Source organism: Candidatus Berkelbacteria bacterium (assembly GCA_016432625.1).
In the GTDB taxonomy this organism is placed as follows: Bacteria; Patescibacteriota; UBA1384; order 2-12-FULL-50-11; family 2-12-FULL-50-11.
In genome coordinates this window covers 169658-191054 of sequence record CP066697.1, presented here as the reverse complement: position 1 = coordinate 191054, position 21397 = coordinate 169658, and the positions used below count along the sequence as shown (strand labels likewise).

Below are 21397 nucleotides of genomic sequence, written 5' to 3'. Positions count from 1 at the left end.
TTTTAACAAAAATCTCGAACAAATTCAGCAGTTATAAGGTAATTTGGCTACGCAGTTTCTCTAACGTCGCTGGTCCAATACCTTTTACGTTCACGAGATCGTCAACGCGAACAAACGGGCCATTGGCCGTCCGGTAGTCAATAATGGCTCGAGCTTTCGTTGGACCGATCCCGGGTAACTTGTCGAGCTCGGCAAGAGTGGCGCTATTTAGGTGAACAATCCCCGTGCTTTCAGCGATAGGGTCGCTAGAAGTGACAACGTCGGTATCGGTTCCGCTAGATAGCGACTGTTGAATATCCTGAATTATGCCCGCCGGTTGGCTAGCGCTGACGACCTCGTCCCCCGAGGTCGTCTCGATTCTTGGTTGATACTGCCGACCGAGGATGAAGGCCGTTCCAGCAACAAGAAATAACGTCACCACCCAGCCGAACCGGTGACTAAGCTGCTCTTCAAGCCGCGGCAAGTCCATTTTCCTGACCATTCTTTAGCTGTTTTGTTAGCAGCGGATACTTACTCAACCCTTCGTCCATAATTTCCTTAGCTGCAGTATATGCTTTTTTTATTTCCCCGAGGTCATTTAAGTCAGCGTAACGAAGATTGGGCAAGCCGCTTTGCTCGTAACCCGCGATATTGCCCGGCCCGCGAAACTTTAAATCAAACTCAGCTATTTCTAAACCATCTTTAGCGTTCCTCAAAGCTTTCAATCTCTCAGTTGCGTGCTCAGTAGTTTGTGAATTTTGCAGAAAACAAACCGACGGCCGTTCACCTCGGCCAACTCGACCACGCAATTGATGAAGCTGGCTCAGCCCGAAACAATCTGCCTCCTCAATTAATATCCAAGTGGCGTTTTTATTATCGATGCCAACTTCTACTACGCTTGTGGAAAGCAGGATGTCGATCTCCCCCTCCATGAAACCTTGCATTACCGCCTCCTTATCTTCCTGCTTTAATCTTCCGTGCAAGAGACCGACTTTGGCCGTAGGATGCGCCTCTTCAACACGCTTCAGCTCAGTCGTCACGGCTTTTCGTTCGCTTTGGAATAGCGTTGTCGTATTTCCTGTCGGATTAATAAGTGGGCAAATGATATACCCTTGCTGTTTGCTTTCGAGTCGCTTATTAATATGCGCTTCAACTTTCTCGCGCTCATCGTCTTCAAAGACATATGTCTCAATCGGTTTTTGATGTGATGGTTTTTCGGTCAAATAGCTAACATCTAAGTGGCCGAAGAGGGTGTGCGCGAGTGTGCGAGGAATTGGCGTAGCGCTGAGCATTAATAAATGGGCGTGCGGATGATTTTTCAGTAAGAAGTTGCGCTGGTCGACCCCGAACCTATGCTGCTCATCGATAACCACCAGCCCCACATCTCCCAAGGTAACCTTCTCTTGCAAAAGAACGTGCGTACCAACGATAACTGACGCCTTTTCATGTGGATCCTTATGGTGACCGGTCAGTAGACTACAAGTTAACTGTAACTTATTACAATATTCTCCCGTTAGCCGCGCTTGCTGGTTGGCAAGCGCCGTTGTTGGACTAAGCCAAACCACTTTTTTGCCTCGTCGGGCGACCATTGCCGCCGCTATCAAACCAACTGCCGTCTTGCCACTACCAACTTCTCCGTAGAGCAAGCGGTTCATCGGGTAAGATTCGCTTAGATCCGAGATCACTTCCGACAGCACTTCCTCCTGAGAAGCCGTTAAATCAAAACCAACACTACTTTTTATTCTTGCGATTTCTTTACCCTCAGGCTTAATGCTCATCGCCCGATCCTCTTGACGAGACTCTTTGGCAACCAAAGCCTGCAAACACAGTATAAATAGCTCTTCGAAGCCAAGTAACTTGCGTGCTTGTTCTAAGGTTTTTTCGTTTGGCGAAAAATGCGCCGCTTCCAACGCTAACCGACGTGACGGCAGGCCAAGTTCTGTCACGACTTTGGGTGGGATAATATCCTTAATGCTGGTTAGGAGCGGCCGAACTTGCGAAATCAATCGGCTGATTGTTGCCTGATTCAGACCCGAGGTTCCGGGATATATAGGAGCAATTTCCAAGTTAGAAATAATTTTCTTAACGAAAAACGGGTTCCCCATTGTCGGTACAATTCGTTTAGCGCCGTAAAGACTGATGCTTTGTCCCTCTTCTAAATTCTTCAGCAAGTAACGTTGATTGAACCAAACTGCGTTAATCGAGCCGCTGTTATCTTTAACTCTCGCTTCAATTACCAAAACACCGCGCTTGCTCATCCGGGCGCTGACACGAGTTATCGTGCCGTGAATCACCGCTTCGTCTTGGATCTTTAAATCTTTAATCAAACAAAGGTTCGTCCGATCTTCGGCGCGATGAGGCAATAATTCAAGCAGGTCTCTGACGGTTTTGACGCCGAGCTTAGAGAGCTTGGTCTGCACTTGCTCTCCCACGCCATACAATTTGGTGATACTGCTTGAAAGCGTGATAGGCTCTGGCATTTGATGTAGTCTAATTCTAATGAGTGCGCGCCACAAGGAACGTCGCTGGTTACTACTCTACGCGTTTGTATTTTTCGTAACTCTGGCAATCGGCGCTTATGCGTTGCTAATTCAACTGCAAAATAGCGGCATTGGGGCCGCAGAATTCTTCGAACCGATTACTATCGACTTGAGCCAGCCGCTATTTTAGCCTAAGACTACTTCGACAAAGTGGACGCCGGAATTAAACGGAGCGATAACGTTGCCGGTAATTCTGACGCCGTCAACGAGAATTCGGTCAACGCCACGATTAACGCGGAACGGATTTTGAATCCGGATGTGATAATCGGCACCACGGAACTTGCGGCCGATCTCAACCTGCCGCCAGTCTTTGGGCAAGCATGGGTCGATTTTCAAACCACCCAAAACCGGCTGCAGACCTAGGATGTAATCTAAGCAGGCGCGCCAGAACCAGGAGGCGGAACCAGTTGCCCAAGTGAAAGACCCTCGGCCAAACTCCGGGTGCTCCGGACCGTAAACAAACTCTGCGTAGACGTACGGCTCGACGCGATAGAGCTCTGGTTCCTGACCTCGATAGGCGAAACTCGTCTCTTTCCAGAACTTATAGGCGTGATCCCCTCGCCCCAGAACCGTTTCAGCAATAACCGCCCAGGCCACCGGATGGTTAAAGATAGCGCCGTTCTCTTTAGTGCCAGGCGTAAATTGCGAGATCACGCCGTAGCGTTCTTCTGGGTGTTGATATGAAGGTAAAAACATCGCCGGACCGTATTTGGTGTTGAGGTGTTTCCAGACCGCGTCCATCGCCTTAATACCGCGGGGCTTGTCGGCAACACCGCTTAGCACCGCCCAACTTTGGGCGTTAATATCGATCTTGTTGGCTTTACTCTTTTTTGAGCCAATAGCGGAATGGTCTTTGGCGGTACCCCGAGTGTACCAACCGCCATCCCAAAGATAGTGATTAACAGATTCTTTTATTTTCTTATAAATCCGCTGGTATTTATCAACCAACTCGTGCTCGCCGATCTCATTTAAGAACGGCGCCAGTTCGCGGATGTTGTAACAAATCTGGCAAGCAACCATCTGGCTCTCGCCTTTGCTCTCGTGTTCCCCATTTAGGGCGTCGTTCCAGTCGGCGCTCATCCGATACGGCAAATGGCGGCTGGACAAGTGCTTCAAGCTGTAATCCATCGCTCGAATGACGTGATGTAAAATCGTGGCCCGTCCGGTGTCGTAGTAATCGACTTCCTCTTTGAGGAATTTGAGGTCGCCGGTTTCTTTCAGGTAAAACAACACTGAGGTAATCAGCCACTGAGTGTCGTCGGAATGGTCAGTGACATGACCCCGCTTGGTCAGCTTGTCCCAGTTATGTACTGTACGACCCTCTTTGAATTGGTAGCTGAGCAATTCGAGCAGACGTTTACGAGCGAGGGTGATATCGTTTGGCATGACGCCGATCAAGTGCTGCGCCATGTCTCGAAAACCGATCGTGCCGCCGCCGCCGATATAATATGTGTCCATCTCAGACCAGTGGCTGGTAATCCAAGACTGATACTTGTTCCAATAATTAAATGAATAATCGAATAACGGGTCGGGCGATTTACTCATAACGTGGCCGTTATACTCTTCCCAGTGAGCGCGAACAGCTTCAAAAGCTTGTTCGATGGCGCTTGGTTTCTGATACTTTTCAATGATTTTGGCCGCGTGACGCATGCCCGAAGTTTGGGCTTGAACGAAGCTCTTTGCTTCGGGATTTGTGTAACCAGCGCCGAGAATTACGTTGAAATGCGCCGGCGCTTTCGGACCGAGAGTGATATTTTTCTGCAAAACGCCAACGGCGCGGTGACCTAATCCCTGACTCCGGGTGCATTTACCTTCGATGACAGCCTTCGGCGCAATAATGTCACCGTACATACCGGTGAATCTTTCTTTAATGCAGTCAAAACTATCCGCCTGATGATCCATAGTCAGAAACGCTACTTTATCCCAATACAGACCCTCCCGCTCGGCAGTGTTCCAGCGCCGTTTGGTCGCGAAAATCGTGTTGTCTTTAAAGATCATGTCGTTAAACAAATCGTTAAAGGCTGCCTCAAGGATATTTTCATGTCTGACGCCTAGATCCCATTCAACGAAAACAAAAATACTTAGGCGCCTTTTGCGCTCTGTAAAGTTATTGAGTTTGATCTGCCAGATCTCACACGGGTCCTCAAGTGGCACGAAATAAGTAATTGAGCCATCAATGCCGTCGTACGACGATTCAATGGTGGTGTAGCCGATGCCGTGACGAGTCTGAAAATGGTCGAGTTTCTTCATGACCGGCTGCCAGGTTAAGCCCCAATACTCGCCGGTATCGTTGTCGCGGATATAGACGTAACGCCCGGGGCGGTCTTCGATGAGGTTATCGCCCGGGATTTCCCTGGTTATACGGTTATAGGCCGAGTCTTCAATAAACGAATGCCCGCCGCCTGTCTGGGAAACCTGCGCGACGTATTGGCCGTTAGTTATAAAGTTCACCCAAGGTTTGGGCGTATCAGGCCGATAGATAATGTATTCGTCTCCCTGATGGGAAAACTCGCCGTATTGTTCGATTGGTTCCCTCCCTGAGACTTAGCTTAACCAATTATGCTCTGCTCTTGTAGGGCTCTTGACCGCTTGAAGCAAGGCCTGGTGAGTTATGAGCGTCTTCACGGCGGGATTATCAACGCGTCGTAGTAGTTCCTCCATAATTTCGGCGAGTAGCTGGCGATAAAGTGGCAACTTTTCATCATTTCGCCAGGTCTTGAGTGCGCCGTCTTGCTCTATAGCCATTTCTTCTGGCAGCCAGCCACGGGTTTTAATGACGGCTTTTTCGAAAAAATAGACGGTCTCCACAAACTCGTCTTCGTTCTTGACGTGGATATCTGCCTGAAGCGTCGCGCTCTGGCCGTCAGGATAGGTTGATTTAATTGTCACGACCTTGTCGGTACTTCCTGAGGACTCAAGACTGCCTGGCGACAAGCCAAAGATGAAATCATACAAGTCTAAGAAGTGACAAAAAGTGTTCAGGAAAAACCCGCCGCTGATCTTGGCGTCCCAGTACCAGTGGCCGACCGGATAAGCGGCAAGTTTAGCGACCGACTCGATTCTCTCTAGTTTACCCAGCGAGCCGTTCTGAACGTAGTCGGCAATTTTTCTGTGGAATGGGTGGTGGCGCAAAACTAGGTTGGCGGAAAGTTGTCTGGATTTTGCGTCTGCCAAGTTGATTAACTCGAGGGCGTCATCTTCCTTAAAGGCGATCGGCTTTTCGACTAACACATGTTTATCATGTTCGAGCGCTTGCTTGGCTAGTACAAAATGAGTGTTAGGCGGCGTCAGGATCAAAACGATACTGATACTCTCATCCTGAAACAACTCCTCGTTCGAAGCATATACTTTTTTTATGCCATATTTTGCGGCCAGACTCTTGGCGAGCTCCAATTTAGGGTCGGTGATCGCTGTTAATTCAAGCGTGTCGAGATGCTCTTTGTAACCTTGGAGTGCGAAGTCCGTAAAAGCCCCAGCGCCAATGACGCCCAATTTATGCGGACTCATGAGCGATCTCGGACAAGGCAAGGTAGGCCAGCAAATATGTGACGATCGACTCGGCTCCTTGGTTCTCGTTGACACCGCCTGGCGTCACAGCGTCGTATATGCCGCCAGTCTGTTCGCTAATGAGCGGTTTATTAGCGGTGTTATTGCCGTGATACCAACTCATCCATTCAAGGGCGTTTCGTAGAAACTCCTCGTTTTTCGTTGCCTCGTAGAGCGCCGTGGCAGCAAGAACCATGTCGGCCGCCTCTAGTGGCTGTTGGTCGTATTCAGCTTTGTCACCATCCTTGAAGTACCAGCCGTTCTGGCCAATCGGTGCAGGCTTGTCATCGAGCCTTGAGACTCCATTCAACCAACGGAAAGATTGCTCTGAAATTTCCAGGTATCGTTTGTCTTTGGTAGAAATGTAAGCTTTCGCCAAGGCGTACGGCAAAATGCCGTTAGCGTAACGCAGAGCTTCCTCAAACCACTGCCAGTCGGGACTTGAATTAGCGTGAAAAATATCGACTAATTTATTGGCCCAAATTCGAGCCATTGTTTCGTCATTCGCTGAAATTAAACCAAGTAAAACATATGCTTTTGTCCGCACATGTGGATGCTCCAAGTGATGCTCTAGCGCTGAGCGCTTCAAGGACCCCTCTGCAGCTTCTTTCATGAACTTCATCGGTGAATCTGCACATGCTTCTCCCAGGGCCCAAATCGCGCGGCCGATAGAGTCCTCCGAGCCCTCGTTATCCAAAATTTGTTCGGTAAAACTAAGAAAGTTGTGAAAGCTTCCGCCGTCTTTTTCGACTTTTTTAACGTAGTTAAAGTAGATTTCGGCCAGCCGTAGAATTGCCTCATCGCCGAATATCTTGTGGTGCCAGAGGCAGACCATTAAGGCGCGGGCGTTATCGTCAATCGAGTACCCAAAACTCGGGTCGGGGACTTCTTTATCGGCGTGCTGAACTAGCCCGTCTTTTGTTGTCAGGCGTTTCAAGTGGGTAAGTACCGGCCGGTTACGAAACTCTTTAAGCTCGAGCATAGCTAACCTTTTTAACGATCTCGAAGAGATCTAGATGCCTCAGGGCAACGCTCGGCCAGATCATATTACGCCCATAGGCATATGCTTTTTTGGACATAATCGAGCACTTTCTTGGGTGGGCGAGCAGATCGTTGATAGTCGCGGCCATTGCGCACGAGTCTCTTGGCGGTACTAACACGCCGCGATCGTCGTCCACCACCTCTTCCGCGTAGCGATATGGCGTAGTAACGCAGACCTTACCGGCACCGATGGCATAAGAGAGCGTGCCGGAAGTAATCTGTTCCAATCCCAAAAACGGCGTGATATATATATCTGTCGCCTTTAGGTAATCGATTATTTCCCCAAGCGTCAGGTAACGATTTACCATTTTTACTGAACGTGACAATTTGAGTTTTTTAATTAGAGCGTGGAGTTTATGGCGATATGCCTCGCCTTGATGGCGAAGAACAACAGGATGAGTTTCGCCAATGATGAGGAGTTTGACGTTGCTGTTTTGCTTGACGATCGCGGGCATCGCTTCGATGGCGTATTCATAACCCTTGCCTTCGCTGAGTAAGCCAAAACCAGAAATTATCGTCGCGTCTCCGAGGCCTAGATACTCTTTGGCGCCTTTGGTGGTTGTGTAGCCAATGTCTGGCACGCCGTGCGGTATGACAACAATTTTCTTCTCGTCGATGCCGTAGACATCTACTAGAAGTTTAACCGCCGCACCGACCATAACAGTGATGGCCGTGGCAAGCTTGGCGAGCTTACGAACACTTGCTAGTTGAGCCTTGCTTGGACGTGGCAAGACCGTGTGGAAAGTTACAACGATCGGTTTGTTGACCGCTTCAGCAAGCAAAACGGCGTGCTCACCGGCAGAGCCAGCAGATGAACTATAGATACCAAATTCGTGCTGAAAGTGAACAATCTCCGCGCTGGACTGGTTAATATAAGCGGCTGCCTCGCGCCAGGACTTCGGGCTGTTTTGCTGGATTTTATATTTCACCTCCCACGGGTAGCGGTAGTTGGTTTTGTTCATATCGCGATCGTCGATCGCAACAATGTCCGCCAGACAATAAGGATTAAGCAGGTTTATAGCATTAGTAAGGTCTTTGGTGTACGTCGCAATACCGCACTCGCGTGGGATGTAGGTTGAGACGTAGATTACCCGGACGCGCGGTTCCGTCGCCTTAAGGCGGACGGCTAATTTACCGCGGGTATTTAATGGAGACATGCTCTCCTTTTCTTTTTTATTCTGGAGCTGTGGTAGCAAAAATTATACTCTTTTCCAGATGTAGAATCCAGTCAAAGTGCCCAAAGCTACAGCGCTTTTGGTACCAAAAACTGCGTCAGCGCCACGGCAATAGCATCAGCGGCGTCGTCCGGTTTCGGAATCTTCTCAAGGCCGAAGTAGTCTTTAATAAAGTGTTGAATATCTTTTTTCTTGGCAGTGCCATTGCCAAGCAAGATTTTTTTCAAGCGGAGGGGGGCAACTTCAGCAATCGGGATATTAGCCTGTGCCGCGACTAACAGAACGATACCGCGGGCCTGGCCAACAGCAAAAGCAGTCGTTGAATTGCGAGCAAAAAAGATCATCTCGACAGCAATTAAGTCCGGCTTGATTTCTTTCACCAATCGAACCATCTCTTCGTAAATATGCGACAGCTTTTGGGTTTCGGGGGAGTTCGGCGTCGTTTCAATACAGCCGTGATTAATTAGCGACGGTTTGCCTTCGATAATTTCTATCAAGCCATGACCGAGCCTGGTCGTGCCCGGATCGATGCCAAGAATTCGTTTGCCCTCCATGCTGTCCTACTCTATCAGCTCCGCGGGTACATCAAAGTTACTGGAGACGTGCGTTACGTCGTCAAGTACGTCGAGAGCTTCGCTAAGATGAATAACTTTCTTCGCGATGGCCGGATCGGTCACTGGAACAGTTGCGGTTGGGTGCCATTCTAAGCCGACCTCGTTGCTCTCGTACCCAAGCTCCTCAAGGTTACGGCGCACCGCTTCCAGCCCTTTCGGTTCAGTAGTCACCACAACCGTCCCGCCGTCTTGCTCAACATCTGTCGCCCCGGCGTCGATCGCCGAGAGCTCTAGCTCCTCCGGTTTATCAGTCTCATAAATAATCTGCCCGACGTGCTTGAAGAGGTATTTGACGGCGCCGGATTCCGCCAGCTTGCCGTCGAACTTATTTAGATGGGCACGAACTTCACTGATTGTCCGATTACGGTTATCAGTTGCCGCCTCAATTAGGTACGCCGTGCCGCCCGGGCCGTAAGCCTCGAGCGACATTTCTTCCAAGCCACCGGCCGCACCACCTTTACCGCGGTCGATCGCTCGTTCGATATTATCTTTGGGCATGTTGGCAGCTTTGGCCTTGTCTATAGCGATCCGCAGCTGAAAATTCATCGTCGGATCGGCGCCCTGGCGGGCAGCAATCGTAATAGCGCATGTTAGTTTGCCGAAAGTTGCCGAGCGACGGGCGTCAGCAACGCCCTTCTGCCTTTTGATTTGCGCCCACTTAGAATGACCCGACATTAATCTTATCTTACCGGACAAAAACCGAACGGACTAGAGACCAGTTTTATATGAGTACCCCTCTAGCGTTATATCGAAGCGGATCGTCCCGTCTTGATCGGTGCGTAGCAACGGTATCCCTAAACTTAGGTAACGGTCCAGGACGTCCTGGTGCGGATGGCCGTACTGATTTTTCGCCCCCACTGAGATAACACCAACTTTGGGCTGGATTAGTTTTAAGAACGCCTCACTTGAACTTGTGTGACTTCCTTGGTGGCCGACTTTTAGAATTGTTGTCGAGCGAAGTAACTGGCGGCCTAAGAGCTCGGACTCCTGCTCAACGCCTGCGTCCCCCGTCATCAATAGGGTTGTCCCACCGTACTGCCAGAAGGTTACTAGCGATAAGGCGTTCTGGTCTTCCGGTGTCGAACCGGTCTTTGCTTCGAGTGGGTAGAGGACTATGCCGCCCAAATTGCCGAAATTAATAGTTTTTCCGGCAGCAACAACTTCGGCTTTAACGCCGCGTTTATTAATTTCCTCGAGCATTGTTCGGAAGATATTCGTGGTGTGAATGGCACCCGTCAGCCAAATTTCTTTAACCTGATAATGTCTCAGAACTTCCACAATTCCAGTGATGTGGTCGGCGTGGTTGTGGGTAACAATCACGAGATCGATATCTTTGTCGGTAAACGGCAAGGCTTTATTGAGTTCGCGCAAGATACTGCCGTCCGGACCACCATCAATTAGGATTTGCTGATTCTCGGGAGTATCGAGCAATATGGCATCGCCCTGGCCGACGTCAAAAAACCAGACCCTAAGGTCGTTGTGTGATTCCTGAGCATCATATTTGCTGGCACCAAAAACAATTAACGCTAGCAGCGTCAGGACGCCGATTAGTTGCGGGATAGTTCTCATATTCGTGCGAGACGGAAGTTAACGGCGATGTCCGGAACGCGCCGCCGCCAAGTGAGGAAGAGCCACTCTACCGCCACAACCATCCCCACCACAATCAATACGGTCGCCCAAAGTGGCAGCGAGGCGGCTTCGACAGCGTGTTCAAGGCCGCCCAGGCGGTGCGAAACTTGGATGATCCATTCCAGAAGCGGCCAGCCAAGCATTAGAGCTAAATTACCAAGCGCCGGCACCAGCAGCACTAACGCCGTCCCAGCAATGCCGATCCCCATTAGTATCGGCATAATCGGCAGCACTAAAAGATTGGACAACGGCGAGACTAATGAGATGCGCTCGAAATAGGCGATTAAAATTGGTGCGGTCATTAAAGTCGCGGCAAGCGTCTCAGCAATAATCAAACGTAATGTTTCGGGTATTTTTGGATACCGCTCCAACGACCAGGCGATAACCGGCGCCAGTCGTACCAGGGCGTATGTCGCGGCGATTGAGAGTTGAAAACCAATCTCGAAAATTATCTTCGGCTCGAATAATGCCAAAAACCCAGCCGCAAAAATCAAAATGTTAATCGATCGCCTCGGGCGACCCAAATACGTTGCCAGCAACAACGCCGATGCCATGACTGCGGCGCGCAAGATTGAGCTCGGCGCGCCGGATAGGATAACGAAAGCTACAATTAGCGCGAAGGACAAAAAGACAGCGCGGCGCCCTAACCACGGCCGCAATAACGCCTGCGCGTTAACGGTTAAAATGCTCAAGTTATATCCAGAAACGGCGATAAGGTGACTCAGACCAACGACCCTGAAGGTTTCTAGCAAGTCACGATCCAGCTTAACCCGATTGCCAAGTAATATCCCAGTGAGTAAGGAGCCGTGCGGTTCGGGCATTGCGAGAAAAATTCGATCAGTAATCGTGTCACGAAATTGTTCTAACTTCGCCACAATCCCCTGCAAAAATCCAGCTTTGAACCAGATCTCGCCACCAGTGAGCTGCCAGACCGCCAAGCCGCCGATAAAGGCGCTCATAATAATACTGATCAACTCCACCCGTTCCTGTTGGCCACTTATCAGTAAGCAGAGCCAGAGCGCCAAAAGCCAGAACAAAGTCATCACCGGCAAATCGATTTTTGAGCCCACAGCCAGGCCGGCAATCAAGGCCAGCCAAAAAATAAGGAATTTTTGTGATGGCGTAACAGTAACGCCCATGCTTTAATCGTAATACCTTAGGCTGGAAGTTAATACAAAAGTCTTTTAGAATACTCCTGACATGACTCCTAAAAAGAAATTAAACGACAACGAAATCGATAAGCTCAAAAAAGAATTGGCCGAGATTAAGACCAAACTTGAAACTGCCGAAAACAGTCGCAAACGCTTGGCGGCGGATTACTCTAACCTAGAACGGCGCATGCACGACGACCGAGCCGTGCTCGAGGAACGGACGTTAGCCCACTGGCTGCATAAACTCTTCCCTGTACTGGACAATTTCTACCGCGCTTCAACCCACGCCCCGACAATTTCACTTGACGACGACCAAACAACCTTAAGCGAAGAGGCTTTTCAAAAGATTCACGCCTATTTTGAAGGTTTACGCCAAATCGAAAAACAGCTCGAAACGATCGTCGCCGACGCCGGCCTGACGCGCATTCCGACCCAAGGGGCGCATTTCGATCATAACTTGCACGAAGCAATCTCCTACGAAGCGTGCGACCTGCCAGCAGAAACCGTCATCGATGAAATTGAATCCGGCTGGATGCTTAAGGGCAAAGTAATAAAACCGGCCAAAGTCCGCGTTTCAAAGGGGTAAAGGAAACGGGAACAAGCTTACGCTCATTCCCGTGACAAGTTGAGATAGACCTCCCTGTAGTAGTGGAAGTGAGGCCAGATAGCAGCGAAGTACTGCTCTTCATGATCCTCGGCGAAGCGCTTCGCTCTTTTCTCAAAGAAGCTGCGCCTGTAAGCCCATTCGTAGAGCTTGACGAGCGACGGCTGTAGGCGCGGGATCGATTTCCCGAGCCGGTCTCGGAGATTGCGAATCAGCAGAAACCGCCAATCCAGCAAGCTTTCCGTCCAGGCCGGAAACCGCTCGTAATCGATGAGATGCCCGATTTCCTCGGCGAGCGTATTGGCCATCCAGCCAACCGCAGTCGCGACGTCCTCTTCAAGAAACCTTTCCCACATCCATGGGTAAATGAGTATCTTCCCGTCTTTGCGGGCGCTAGCCATTACTGACCAGCCGCTGCATCTCTCGTCGTGGTCCGCAATCATTTCCTGCGTTCGCACGGCAAGGAGAATACTGAACTGGCCGCGAAGGCCGTGTTGTCGTGCTAGCATCTCAATGCCTTGAAGCATTGGTCCGCCAAGCGGGGTGAATTTCTGCATAGCTGCCTCCTGAACTGATAGGTTCGTGTGCGAATTATATCTTAAAAAGTGGGAAAATCCAGTTGCTAGAGCACTTTTTTGGATAGTGAAAAGCCCCGCCTCTATGGTGGGAGGAGGGGCTTTCAGTCAGGGCATGGCCTTATTTGGGCAGGATAGCGGCGCGGATCGTCGGATAGCTCGCGAAAAGCGCGAGAGACTCCCAGCCTTTTGCTCGGCCGAAATGATCCAGTTGCAGCGGCTCCTTGTTTTCGAACGCCAGGGTCTGTGCCTGCCTATACAGGTCGCGTGTTCCCAGCGCGAAGCCGAACGCCGTGGCATCAAGACAAAGCTCAGTACCGTTCCAGTCGTTGCAGAGCTTCTGGCGCGTGGCCGCGCACAGAGACTTTGCTAGGTGACTAGTGAAGCTTGTGTTGTCCTCGGACGCCAGTCGCGGCATCAGGCCGGCGATCGTGCCAAAGAAGGCTTGTTCTTGCGTCGCGGAACCGTAACAAACGACTTTGTCGAAGTCGACGTGCTGGTTCCCATCTATCAGTACCGTATCGAAATCGACAGCGGCAAGACCCAGCCAACTAAGTGTCTGGTTCTCGTTGTGAGCCCGAGCATGAAGTCGCTTTTCGGCATCCTTCAAGTCGGCAATGAGTACATCGACCGGAAATTCTTCCGAACCGATGACGCGCAAACAGGTGTCGAGGTGCGCGCTTCGTTCTCGAAGCATGAAGTAGGCCAGGCGGGCGGAGCGCATCCGTTGGCTTTGGTCGCCGTCGACGCGAGCCGGAGGTGGTTCAGCGCCCATCAACGGGCGGATCGAGTCGATCACGGCGAAGGCGACGTCGTCCGCCAGGGCGACGTCGGGTTGGCGATTGGATTGTAAAGTTTCTCGAAGGGTCATTTCCGCTCCTATTGCTGCCCGTGGTTACGAGCGGCCATCATTTTCTCATAAGCACCTCTCAAACTCAACGCTCTACGCCATCTTTCGCCATTGACAAATGTAAAGGAAACTTTACAATTTTCTTTAGACATAGACTAATTAAGGAGGAGAGCTTACTCAAAATGGGAAAGATTATCAAAAACACCGTTTTGGATATCTCAGACATAGAATGGGGTGCAAATGTCTAAGATAATCGGAATTGACCTGGGAACAACTAACTCGGCTTCAGCCGTCATCGAAAGCGGTAAAGCCAAAATGATCCCAACCGCTGAGGGCGGCAACTTAGTGCCGTCCATCGTCGCGGTCAATAAAAAAGGCGAACGCCTTGTTGGCACGCTCGCCAAGCGCCAAGCTGTCACCAATCCGGAAAATACTATCTACTCTGTTAAACGCTTAATGGGTCGTAGCTTCACTGACGAAGAAGTTCAGCGCGACATCAAACTGATGCCTTACAAAATTGTAAAGAGCGGCGATGGCGTTAAGGTCAAAATGGCCGAAAACGAGTCTACCCCCCAAGAAATCTCCTCAATGATCCTGGCCAAAATCAAAGCTGATGCCGAGGCTTATCTCGGCGAAAAAGTCGACGGCGCTGTTATTACCGTCCCGGCATACTTTAACGACTCCCAGCGCCAGGCTACCAAAGACGCCGGCACCATTGCTGGCCTCGAAGTTAAGCGCATTATCAACGAACCAACCGCCGCGGCTCTCGCCTACGGCATTAACAAAGAAGACAAAAAAGACCAGAAAGTCGCCGTTTACGACTTTGGTGGTGGAACATTTGATATCACCATCATCGAAATTGGCGAAGACAAAGGCGAATCCAGCTTCGAAGTGCTCTCGACGAACGGTGATACTCACCTCGGTGGAGACGACATCGACATTCAAGTGATGAACTGGATCGTCGACGAATTCAAAGCCAAAGAGGGTGTCGATCTAACTGGCGACGCTATGGCTATGCAACGGGTCAAAGAAGCAGCTGAAAAAGCCAAGATCGAGCTCTCTCAAACCCAGGAAGCCGAGATCAACTTGCCGTTTATTACCGCTGACGCTGACGGTCCAAAAAACCTGCAGATGAATCTGTCGCGCGCAAAATTGGAAAGTTTAGTTGGCGACCTCATCAAGAAAACCCGAGGCATCTGCGAAGCCGCTTTGAAAGACGCCAAACTCACCAAATCTGACATTGACGAAGTTATCTTGGTCGGTGGGATGACCCGCATGCCGATGATTCAGCAAGTTGTTAAAGATGTTTTTGGCAAAGAGCCATCGAAAGGCGTTAACCCCGACGAAGCGGTTGCTTTAGGCGCGGCCATTAACGGCGGCGTCTTATCAGGCGAAGTTAAGGATATTCTTCTGCTCGACGTCACCCCGCTAACCTTGGGTCTCGAAACTCTGGGTGGAGTAATGACGCCGCTCATTGAGCGCAATACCACTATTCCCGCTTCAAAAACGGAAACGTTTTCCACGGCCAGCGACAACCAGCCATCTGTGGAAATCCACGTCTTACAAGGCGAAAGGCCAATGGCCTCCGACAACCGGACGCTAGGTAAGTTCCATCTCGATGGTATTCCACCGGCTCCCCGCGGCGTCCCGCAAGTTGAGGTGACGTTTGACATCGACGCAAACGGAATTCTGAACGTCAAAGCCAAAGACAAAGCCACTTCCAAAGAACAACACATCACCATTACGGCTTCGAGTGGGCTATCCAAAGAAGAGATCGAAAAGATGAAAACCGAGGCCGAGGCTCACGCCGCCGACGACGCCAAGAAAAAAGAGCTGGTCGAAGAACGAAACGCCGCCGAAAACCTTATTCACTTGAGCGAAAAAACCCTCAAAGACGCGGGCGATAAGATCAAACCGGACGACAAACGCGAAGTCGAAGACGCCGTTACCGCCGTCAAAGCCGTCATCCACAACGACGATAAAGACAAAATCAAAGAGGAGGCGGAAAAATTGAGTGCCGCCCTCCAAAAAGTCGGCGCCGCGATGTATGACTCGCCCGCCGACTCGTCCTCCGAAGCATCTGCGAAGGAGGAAGCTTCAGCGCAGGAGGGACAGCCGAAGCCGGAAGAAGAACTCCCCAAAGACGATTCATCCGACGAAGCCTCGGCGAAGGCGGATGGCACCCCGGACACAAATGTGCCGGAAGAACCAAAAGATGACGGGGACAAAAAAGACTAATTGGAGAAACAAGAAAGAGAGCTATCAGCTCTCTTTCTTTATAGGCTGATGCCAATTGATAAACTGCGACCCTATTTGTCATACATCAGAATTAACTTTGCAAGTTTTCGCGGATTATTAGTCACGGTAGTGTTAACGGGCATTATATTTGCGGCTATCTATAAACCCCTCTTAGAACTTTTTGGAGTCAGTTATCTAAGATGGGGCCTCGTAGTATTACTCTTAATTGAGATAGTTGCTTGGATAGTAGTAAGGAAGTGGCTTCCAAAAATACCCGAGGGGAAGCTTGGATTAGTTTTCGCGCTTTACAGCGAGGATAACCTCGAGGAAATAGATGCTAAAAAGGACTTTCTTGACCAGGTAAGAAAAAACTTAGTCGCAGATGGATTGAGTGAGTTAGTCACAGTAGTAAAAGTACCCAACCATATTGCCGAGAAAGTAAAAAACTATGAAATTGCGCGAACAATAAATGAGACAGTCCATGGACACTATTTCGTCTTCGGAGACGTTAAAAAACGTCCTGATGGAGAAAAGGAAAAGATTTTTATTGATTTAAGTGGTTTAGTAGTGCACTCACCGATAGACAAAAACAGTCAGTTTAAATTATCTGCCGACTTTGTAAGATCCCTACCTAAAGAAGTGGAGATGTTAGAAGAATTCCGATTTAGAGGGTTCGCCTTAACCGCTGATTTTGTTTATTTATCGGCAAAGTACATAGTAGGTATTGCTGCATTCTTATCTGGTGACGTCAACCTCGCAATAACCCTCCACGAGCGCCTAATTGACGATAAGCTTTTTCAAAGAAATGATTTACCTCCAAATATTGAGGAAGTAAAGATCAAGGCCAAACAATTATTGGCAGGTAGTTATTTGCTAAAAGCACGAATGTCTTTACTGAAGGATGACCTAGCGTCGTACTCAACGTTTTCGAAAAGAGCACAGAGTTATTACCCTAATCAGTACGGTTTTCATCTAGTAAGAGCCGTGGAACTATTCAAGGAAGGTGATGCGAAGGCGGCGCAACAAGAAATCGCGCTTGCGAAGAACTTAGCTAATGGAGCCCAGGAGTGGAGGTACAGCGATGCATTTTTGCATTATTGGTTATCGGAATACGACGAGGCTTATAAGTCCTCGAGGAAAATTGTTGAGCATGAGTATTCCGAAGAATGGCTTACCATCCAAGAGGTTGAACAGTTTTGTTTGAATCTCCTTGAAACTTATCCTGATAGGAATCAACTGCATTTTTGGCTTGGCTACATTGCCTATAAAAAGTTGCGCGACCTAGTTAAGGCACTAAAATATTTCGAGTTGTTCCTAGCAAGTGTCAGGCCCGATCAAAATATACTTGAAGAGAAAGCGAAGACTTTTATTAGCGATATACGGTCCGAGATGGGTCTCAAAGAATAAGAACGGCACATGCATAGGGAGCAGTTCTCTTTGAATCAATTCAGGAAGTAGTAAAATTCAGCTATGAATAACTCAGAAGAAGTTGTCCTACTTAGAGATAATGAGTGGTCGGTTATCGATAGCAAGTTATGTATAGCTAACGAACTCCGACCGCTTGGTAGTACGGTTGAAAATGGCGAAGTAATATCTAAGGTAAAAGACGTTCCCTACGCCACTATCTCGCTGAGGTGCAAGGGTATTGATCGAGAAATTTCTGGGTTTATTACCAATAAAATGGATTTTCAACACTTCTGGGAAGCCTTTCAAGAAAAGAGTGAAGGCCTTGAAGTTTTATTCTATTGGACAAAGACTCACTACCAGAACAGGTTGATTCAATTCGGCACGGCCGTTATGCCAAAGGTGGTAGTAATATTATGCCCAAAAGGAACTTTTGAAAGCGTCACAGAAGATTTTTCGCTCAGGCCGAAAGAAGATGCCAGGGCAAATGTGTACGGACTCACGCCAACGAAATTCTGGATACCGCCCGTAATTCTTGGTGGAAAAATAGAGAGTTAATCGAAACCAAACTGGATTCTTTCCATCTGAGAGCGAAAGGAATCTATGAAAAATACTTAGGTATCCGTGATCTTCGCTCGCGGGAGCAGATTGATGAGCGCAGAGCGAAACTTGAAAATAATTTTTTCCATTTGGTTGATGTGTTGGAGTGTGATTGGCAGAGGGCCTACACGATTGATGAATATATCAAGCTCCGTAACACGTACTCTGACCAACTCTCAGTTAGAGACGGCCAAAAGAAAAGCGTTTGAAACGGAGATTCGTGAGTTTGCCGAAAAAGAGACTGGCTGTAGAATAACCAAAAGTTATACTTCAGTTCCTTTTCTATGCAGTAAAAGGTAATTAGGCTCTCTATTTTTCTTTTCGCATACCCGAGAAAAAGCCGCCCCAATCCTTGACTTTTACAGGTTTGAGGAATATAATCCACCAGACTTCGGAGGTTGAATAGCAGTGAAAAACAGTACGTTCTGGATGATTCTCTCCGGAAGCATGGGGTTCGCGTTCTTCTTGATCGCCAACTTCTCCCATGTTTTCCAGGGAGCAAACCAGATCGCCGCTGTCATTCAGCTGGCGATCAACGTCTTCGTCTTCGTTGTTTACTGGAGGGCATACTTCCACAGCAACGGCCTGAAAAAGTTCATCGCTTTCTTTGGCATCGTTTTCCCAGTCGTCATGGCCAGCATCACTATCTATCGGGTGCTTTGGCCGCACTAGATCCGCTCGGCACTCGCCGGGCGGATTCCTGTACCCTCCCCATTCCTCTTATGCTGGACCGCTTTGTAGTAAAATTGCAAAGCAATGACACCGGAAGACCTCAGCGGGAAAAAGGTGGTAATAATTTCCGACTTACATTTAGGTAAAAAGTTTAACGAGATAAAATTCGCCCAAATTAATAGCGCCGTGAGTCCAGCTGACAAGCTAATAATTAACGGCGATCTTTGGGAAGGTTTTGCTTACACTTTGGAAGAATTTCTAACCTTCGACTGGAGAAAGCTTTTTGGCTTATTCAAAAACAAGGAGGCAGTTTACCTTTACGGCAACCACGACCGGGAATATAAAAATGACTCGCGAACGAACGAGTTTTCAGTTTTGACAAGTAACGAATACGATTTTATTCAAAACGGCGTCACGTTCCATGTCCGCCATGGCGACAAACTTGCCCCGACTTTAGACATGCGCCTGCCTCGAATCGCCTATTTTTACTGGTTCTATGAGATCGCGGTAAAAATTGAGCGCTTTTGTATACAAAACTTCGGCAAGCCGTTTTTACACATCTACCGAAAGGACAACGAAAAGATGATTGCCTGGAAAAACACCAATTTGCCTAAAGAACACTGGCTAATTTGCGCTCACAGCCATTTGGCAGTCGTTGACAAGGAAAACCATTTCGCAAATTCCGGGATATTCGAACCCCCGGTAGCAACGTATTTAGTTGTGGAAAACGGTGAGGTATCGGTGGTTTAGGCCTAAATTCTACTGGAGCCCCAAGAATTTATAGATGTGATAAACCAAAAACGCCGGCCAGACAAGGGCTTTTAGAAATCCGATAACACCATCGCCGAAAGTAGCCGCCGTTTGCATGTAGTAAATGAAAGCCCCTAGGAAACCCAGGAAATAAGCGCCACCGCCCGGTCCTTTGTAACGGTTTACGATCGTAATGCCTCTAGGCATATTCACTTTAACTTTTTTTACCTCGTCCATTATTCAACCTCCACTGCACTGCCGTAGCAGAGCACTTCGGTTACACCGCTCATAACTTCGTTGGCGTCATAGCGAACCATAACAATGCCGTTGGCGCCCATCTCTTCCGCGTGTTTGACCATCAGGGCATAGGCTTCCTGGCGCGTTTTCTCACACAGCTCGGTAAACAGGGTGATATTGCCGCCAAGAATGGTCTGCAGCGAGCCGCCGATTGTCCCAAAAATCGATCGGGAGCGAACGGTTATGCCGCGGACTAGGCCGAAATTTTTAACAATTTTCTTATTCGGTAGCTCAAAAGAGGTTGTAATATTTTCCTTATCCATGAATTCATTATACTCTGTAAAGCAAACTTGACATTTTTAGGGTAAAATATCGAAAATATGGCTCGAGATTTTTACGAAGTTTTAGGTGTTCCCCGCGGTGCCAGCGATGGCGAAATTAAAAAGGCCTACCGTTCGAAAGCGCACAAATTACATCCCGACAAAGGTGGGGATAAGGCGGCGTTCCAGGAAATAAACGAGGCCTACCAGGTACTGGGGGATAAAAACAAACGAGCCCAGTACGATCAGTTCGGCCACGCTGGGGCACGGGCCGGAGCCGGTTTTGGCAGCCAAAGCGGTTTCGGGAGTCAAGCTGGGGGTTTCGACTTCAGCAGTTTTAGTGGTCAGGGCGGCGGAGGTTTTGGCTCAATTTTTGAGGATTTGTTCGAATCAGCCTTCTCTCAAGTCCAGGTTCAATTGGCAGTTTCGATCCCGCAAGCGGTGCTTGGCGACACGGTTCGTTTCAAAACCAATTTTGGCGATGAGATCGAGCTGAAGATTCCACCCGGCACACCCGAAGGCGCGGCTTTTCGTTTTCGTGGCAAAGGCGCCCAAACTCGCCGCGGTCGGGGAGATTTGACGGTTGTTATCCATATTGAAATCCCCAAGCGCCCCTCACGCGAAGAACGTGATCTGTACGAGCAACTCCGCAATCTGCAACGCTAATTGACACTCCTCCTGAAACTAGAGAAAGTAGTAGCGGAGGGAAAGAAGAGTGCAAACCGTACCAAGCTGGGATCTGTTTTTAGCAATATTTTTCATCGTTTCGATCGGCTACAGCTTCGTGTTGCAGCGCGATAAGGTTGTGGTGACGTTACTGGCGATTTACGCCGGTATCGTGATGGCGCAGGTGTTGGGCGCGCCGCTGCAGCAGTTCTTCCAAGGCGATAAAACAATCGGCAACCAGCTATTCATTAAAGCCAACGCCTCGCCTTTTACAATTTCAGCGGGAATATTCTTGTTAACGACGGTACTGGTCTCGATCCGCTCCGGTATGGGCAAAGGCTCAAGCGGTCGCGGCGCACTCTCGGCTTTTGAGCTGGCGATTTTTAGTTTTTTAAATTCAGCCTTAATTTTAACCGCCATTTTCTCGTTTATGGATCCGGCGGCGCGGGATCAGTTCGCCCAGAACTCACGAATCGCCCGGATTTTTATTAGCCACACCCCATGGTGGATGATAGCGCCGCTTATCGCGCTCATTGCGACAGGTGGACTTGGGAAATCAAGAAGTTCTTCCGATTACTAAATATTAAAATATAAGGAAGAGGCCGGACACTCGGATGTGTCCGGCCTTTCTTTGGTGTGAAGCGGATTCGCCTCTACTTCTTCGCCTGCTGGCGTTTGCCGCCGTTGATGTTCTGCAGCCGACGCTGATTGCTCAGAGGCGAGCAGTTCGGTGCCGGTCGGCGGTTCCCTCCCTTGAAGGAGAAGGTCGTCCTGTTGGACGCATGAGCGACGAGATTGCTTCTATT

Annotated in this window: 23 protein-coding genes; 9 read left to right on the top strand and 14 right to left on the bottom strand. The window is 49.2% G+C overall.

Translation table 11 applies throughout. The features are described from left to right. Positions 1-31: 31 nt before the first annotated feature. Together HY845_01085 and HY845_01080 are read right to left on the bottom strand one after the other, a co-directional pair. Positions 32-481 carry a ComEA family DNA-binding protein gene (locus HY845_01085; protein QQG51922.1) on the bottom strand — a complete coding sequence of 150 codons (450 nt, stop codon included), beginning with the start codon at positions 479-481 and terminating at the stop codon, positions 32-34. Continuing rightward, positions 450-2459 (bottom strand): ATP-dependent DNA helicase RecG, encoded by a 2010-nt coding sequence (locus HY845_01080; protein ID QQG51921.1) that lies wholly within the window; start codon positions 2457-2459, stop codon positions 450-452. The genes HY845_01085 and HY845_01080 overlap by 32 nt, the downstream gene beginning before the upstream one ends. Before the next feature lie 19 nt (positions 2460-2478). Here HY845_01080 and HY845_01075 point away from each other — a divergent pair, with 19 nt between their 5' ends. Then, a complete protein-coding gene (locus HY845_01075) occupies positions 2479-2649 on the top strand; it encodes a hypothetical protein (protein QQG51920.1) in 171 nt (56 codons plus the stop codon). Here the strand turns inward: HY845_01075 and HY845_01070 are convergent. From HY845_01070 to HY845_01035, 8 genes are all read right to left on the bottom strand, one after another. After that, positions 2646-4970, bottom strand: coding sequence for a glycosyl transferase family 36 (locus HY845_01070; protein QQG51919.1), 2325 nt, complete (start codon positions 4968-4970; stop codon positions 2646-2648). The two genes, HY845_01075 and HY845_01070, sit on opposite strands and share 4 nt — an antisense overlap. Before the next feature lie 93 nt (positions 4971-5063). Next, positions 5064-6026: a Gfo/Idh/MocA family oxidoreductase gene (locus HY845_01065; protein ID QQG51918.1), complete on the bottom strand. Its 963-nt coding sequence runs from the start codon at positions 6024-6026 to the stop codon at positions 5064-5066. Beyond that, the gene (locus HY845_01060; GenBank protein ID QQG51917.1) at positions 6013-7047 is read right to left on the bottom strand and encodes a glycosyltransferase; all 1035 of its coding nucleotides are present in this window, start codon (positions 7045-7047) and stop codon (positions 6013-6015) included. Before HY845_01060 ends, HY845_01065 begins: the two co-directional genes overlap by 14 nt. Continuing rightward, positions 7034-8263 carry a glycosyltransferase family 4 protein gene (locus HY845_01055; GenBank protein ID QQG51916.1) on the bottom strand — a complete coding sequence of 410 codons (1230 nt, stop codon included), beginning with the start codon at positions 8261-8263 and terminating at the stop codon, positions 7034-7036. Before HY845_01055 ends, HY845_01060 begins: the two co-directional genes overlap by 14 nt. Before the next feature lie 86 nt (positions 8264-8349). Continuing rightward, positions 8350-8835, bottom strand: coding sequence for a crossover junction endodeoxyribonuclease RuvC (ruvC, locus tag HY845_01050; protein QQG51915.1), 486 nt, complete (start codon positions 8833-8835; stop codon positions 8350-8352). Between the two features lie 6 nt (positions 8836-8841). After that, positions 8842-9570 carry a YebC/PmpR family DNA-binding transcriptional regulator gene (locus HY845_01045; GenBank protein ID QQG51914.1) on the bottom strand — a complete coding sequence of 243 codons (729 nt, stop codon included), beginning with the start codon at positions 9568-9570 and terminating at the stop codon, positions 8842-8844. Positions 9571-9603: 33 nt separating this feature from the next. Further along, entirely contained in the window at positions 9604-10464 is an 861-nt protein-coding gene (locus HY845_01040) for an MBL fold metallo-hydrolase (protein ID QQG51913.1), read from the bottom strand. Then, on the bottom strand, positions 10461-11663 hold the full coding sequence (locus HY845_01035) for a ComEC/Rec2 family competence protein (protein ID QQG51912.1): 1203 nt from the start codon (positions 11661-11663) through the stop codon (positions 10461-10463). The genes HY845_01040 and HY845_01035 overlap by 4 nt, the downstream gene beginning before the upstream one ends. Positions 11664-11724: 61 nt before the next feature. On the opposite strand from HY845_01035, the gene HY845_01030 reads away from it, so the two are divergent. Then, entirely contained in the window at positions 11725-12261 is a 537-nt protein-coding gene (locus HY845_01030) for a nucleotide exchange factor GrpE (protein QQG51911.1), read from the top strand. Positions 12262-12284: 23 nt separating this feature from the next. On the opposite strand, the gene HY845_01025 is transcribed toward HY845_01030, so the two are convergent. Together HY845_01025 and HY845_01020 are read right to left on the bottom strand one after the other, a co-directional pair. Beyond that, complete coding sequence (locus tag HY845_01025; protein ID QQG51910.1) at positions 12285-12836, bottom strand: hypothetical protein; 552 nt, start codon at positions 12834-12836, stop codon at positions 12285-12287. Positions 12837-12975: 139 nt separating this feature from the next. After that, positions 12976-13725 (bottom strand): hypothetical protein, encoded by a 750-nt coding sequence (locus tag HY845_01020; protein ID QQG51909.1) that lies wholly within the window; start codon positions 13723-13725, stop codon positions 12976-12978. A 219-nt stretch (positions 13726-13944) separates the two neighbouring features. On the opposite strand from HY845_01020, the gene dnaK reads away from it, so the two are divergent. From dnaK to HY845_00995, 5 genes are all read left to right on the top strand, one after another. Further along, positions 13945-15942 (top strand): molecular chaperone DnaK, encoded by a 1998-nt coding sequence (dnaK, locus tag HY845_01015; GenBank protein QQG51908.1) that lies wholly within the window; start codon positions 13945-13947, stop codon positions 15940-15942. A gap of 48 nt (positions 15943-15990) precedes the next feature. Next, positions 15991-17349 carry a hypothetical protein gene (locus HY845_01010; GenBank protein QQG51907.1) on the top strand — a complete coding sequence of 453 codons (1359 nt, stop codon included), beginning with the start codon at positions 15991-15993 and terminating at the stop codon, positions 17347-17349. A 63-nt stretch (positions 17350-17412) separates the two neighbouring features. Then, positions 17413-17904, top strand: coding sequence for a hypothetical protein (locus HY845_01005; protein QQG51906.1), 492 nt, complete (start codon positions 17413-17415; stop codon positions 17902-17904). Positions 17905-18354: 450 nt separating this feature from the next. Then, positions 18355-18618: a hypothetical protein gene (locus HY845_01000; protein ID QQG51905.1), complete on the top strand. Its 264-nt coding sequence runs from the start codon at positions 18355-18357 to the stop codon at positions 18616-18618. An 84-nt stretch (positions 18619-18702) separates the two neighbouring features. After that, positions 18703-19368 (top strand): metallophosphoesterase, encoded by a 666-nt coding sequence (locus HY845_00995; protein QQG51904.1) that lies wholly within the window; start codon positions 18703-18705, stop codon positions 19366-19368. Between the two features lie 9 nt (positions 19369-19377). Here the strand turns inward: HY845_00995 and HY845_00990 are convergent, their stop codons facing one another. Then, entirely contained in the window at positions 19378-19575 is a 198-nt protein-coding gene (locus HY845_00990) for a hypothetical protein (protein QQG52146.1), read from the bottom strand. A 29-nt stretch (positions 19576-19604) separates the two neighbouring features. Then, entirely contained in the window at positions 19605-19928 is a 324-nt protein-coding gene (locus tag HY845_00985) for a YbjQ family protein (GenBank protein QQG51903.1), read from the bottom strand. A gap of 57 nt (positions 19929-19985) precedes the next feature. Between HY845_00985 and HY845_00980 the strand changes: the two genes are divergently transcribed. Next, positions 19986-20591 carry a DnaJ domain-containing protein gene (locus HY845_00980; GenBank protein ID QQG51902.1) on the top strand — a complete coding sequence of 202 codons (606 nt, stop codon included), beginning with the start codon at positions 19986-19988 and terminating at the stop codon, positions 20589-20591. A 49-nt stretch (positions 20592-20640) separates the two neighbouring features. Then, on the top strand, positions 20641-21171 hold the full coding sequence (locus HY845_00975; GenBank protein ID QQG51901.1) for a hypothetical protein: 531 nt from the start codon (positions 20641-20643) through the stop codon (positions 21169-21171). Positions 21172-21397: the final 226 nt, after the last annotated feature.

Bases quoted from the DNA above. Each gene is read 5' to 3' on its own strand.
- HY845_01085 (QQG51922.1), bottom strand. From the start codon at position 481: ATGGTCAGGAAAATGGACTTGCCGCGGCTTGAAGAGCAGCTTAGTCAC.
- HY845_01080 (QQG51921.1), bottom strand. From the start codon at position 2,459: ATGCCAGAGCCTATCACGCTTTCAAGCAGTATCACCAAATTGTATGGC.
- HY845_01075 (QQG51920.1), top strand. From the start codon at position 2,479: ATGAGTGCGCGCCACAAGGAACGTCGCTGGTTACTACTCTACGCGTTT.
- HY845_01065 (QQG51918.1), bottom strand. From the start codon at position 6,026: ATGAGTCCGCATAAATTGGGCGTCATTGGCGCTGGGGCTTTTACGGAC.
- HY845_01060 (QQG51917.1), bottom strand. From the start codon at position 7,047: ATGCTCGAGCTTAAAGAGTTTCGTAACCGGCCGGTACTTACCCACTTG.
- HY845_01055 (QQG51916.1), bottom strand. From the start codon at position 8,263: ATGTCTCCATTAAATACCCGCGGTAAATTAGCCGTCCGCCTTAAGGCG.
- ruvC (QQG51915.1), bottom strand. From the start codon at position 8,835: ATGGAGGGCAAACGAATTCTTGGCATCGATCCGGGCACGACCAGGCTC.
- HY845_01045 (QQG51914.1), bottom strand. From the start codon at position 9,570: ATGTCGGGTCATTCTAAGTGGGCGCAAATCAAAAGGCAGAAGGGCGTT.
- HY845_01040 (QQG51913.1), bottom strand. From the start codon at position 10,464: ATGAGAACTATCCCGCAACTAATCGGCGTCCTGACGCTGCTAGCGTTA.
- HY845_01035 (QQG51912.1), bottom strand. From the start codon at position 11,663: ATGGGCGTTACTGTTACGCCATCACAAAAATTCCTTATTTTTTGGCTG.
- HY845_01030 (QQG51911.1), top strand. From the start codon at position 11,725: ATGACTCCTAAAAAGAAATTAAACGACAACGAAATCGATAAGCTCAAA.
- HY845_01025 (QQG51910.1), bottom strand. From the start codon at position 12,836: ATGCAGAAATTCACCCCGCTTGGCGGACCAATGCTTCAAGGCATTGAG.
- HY845_01020 (QQG51909.1), bottom strand. From the start codon at position 13,725: ATGACCCTTCGAGAAACTTTACAATCCAATCGCCAACCCGACGTCGCC.
- dnaK (QQG51908.1), top strand. From the start codon at position 13,945: ATGTCTAAGATAATCGGAATTGACCTGGGAACAACTAACTCGGCTTCA.
- HY845_01010 (QQG51907.1), top strand. From the start codon at position 15,991: ATGCCAATTGATAAACTGCGACCCTATTTGTCATACATCAGAATTAAC.
- HY845_01005 (QQG51906.1), top strand. From the start codon at position 17,413: ATGAATAACTCAGAAGAAGTTGTCCTACTTAGAGATAATGAGTGGTCG.
- HY845_00995 (QQG51904.1), top strand. From the start codon at position 18,703: ATGACACCGGAAGACCTCAGCGGGAAAAAGGTGGTAATAATTTCCGAC.
- HY845_00990 (QQG52146.1), bottom strand. From the start codon at position 19,575: ATGCCTAGAGGCATTACGATCGTAAACCGTTACAAAGGACCGGGCGGT.
- HY845_00985 (QQG51903.1), bottom strand. From the start codon at position 19,928: ATGGATAAGGAAAATATTACAACCTCTTTTGAGCTACCGAATAAGAAA.
- HY845_00980 (QQG51902.1), top strand. From the start codon at position 19,986: ATGGCTCGAGATTTTTACGAAGTTTTAGGTGTTCCCCGCGGTGCCAGC.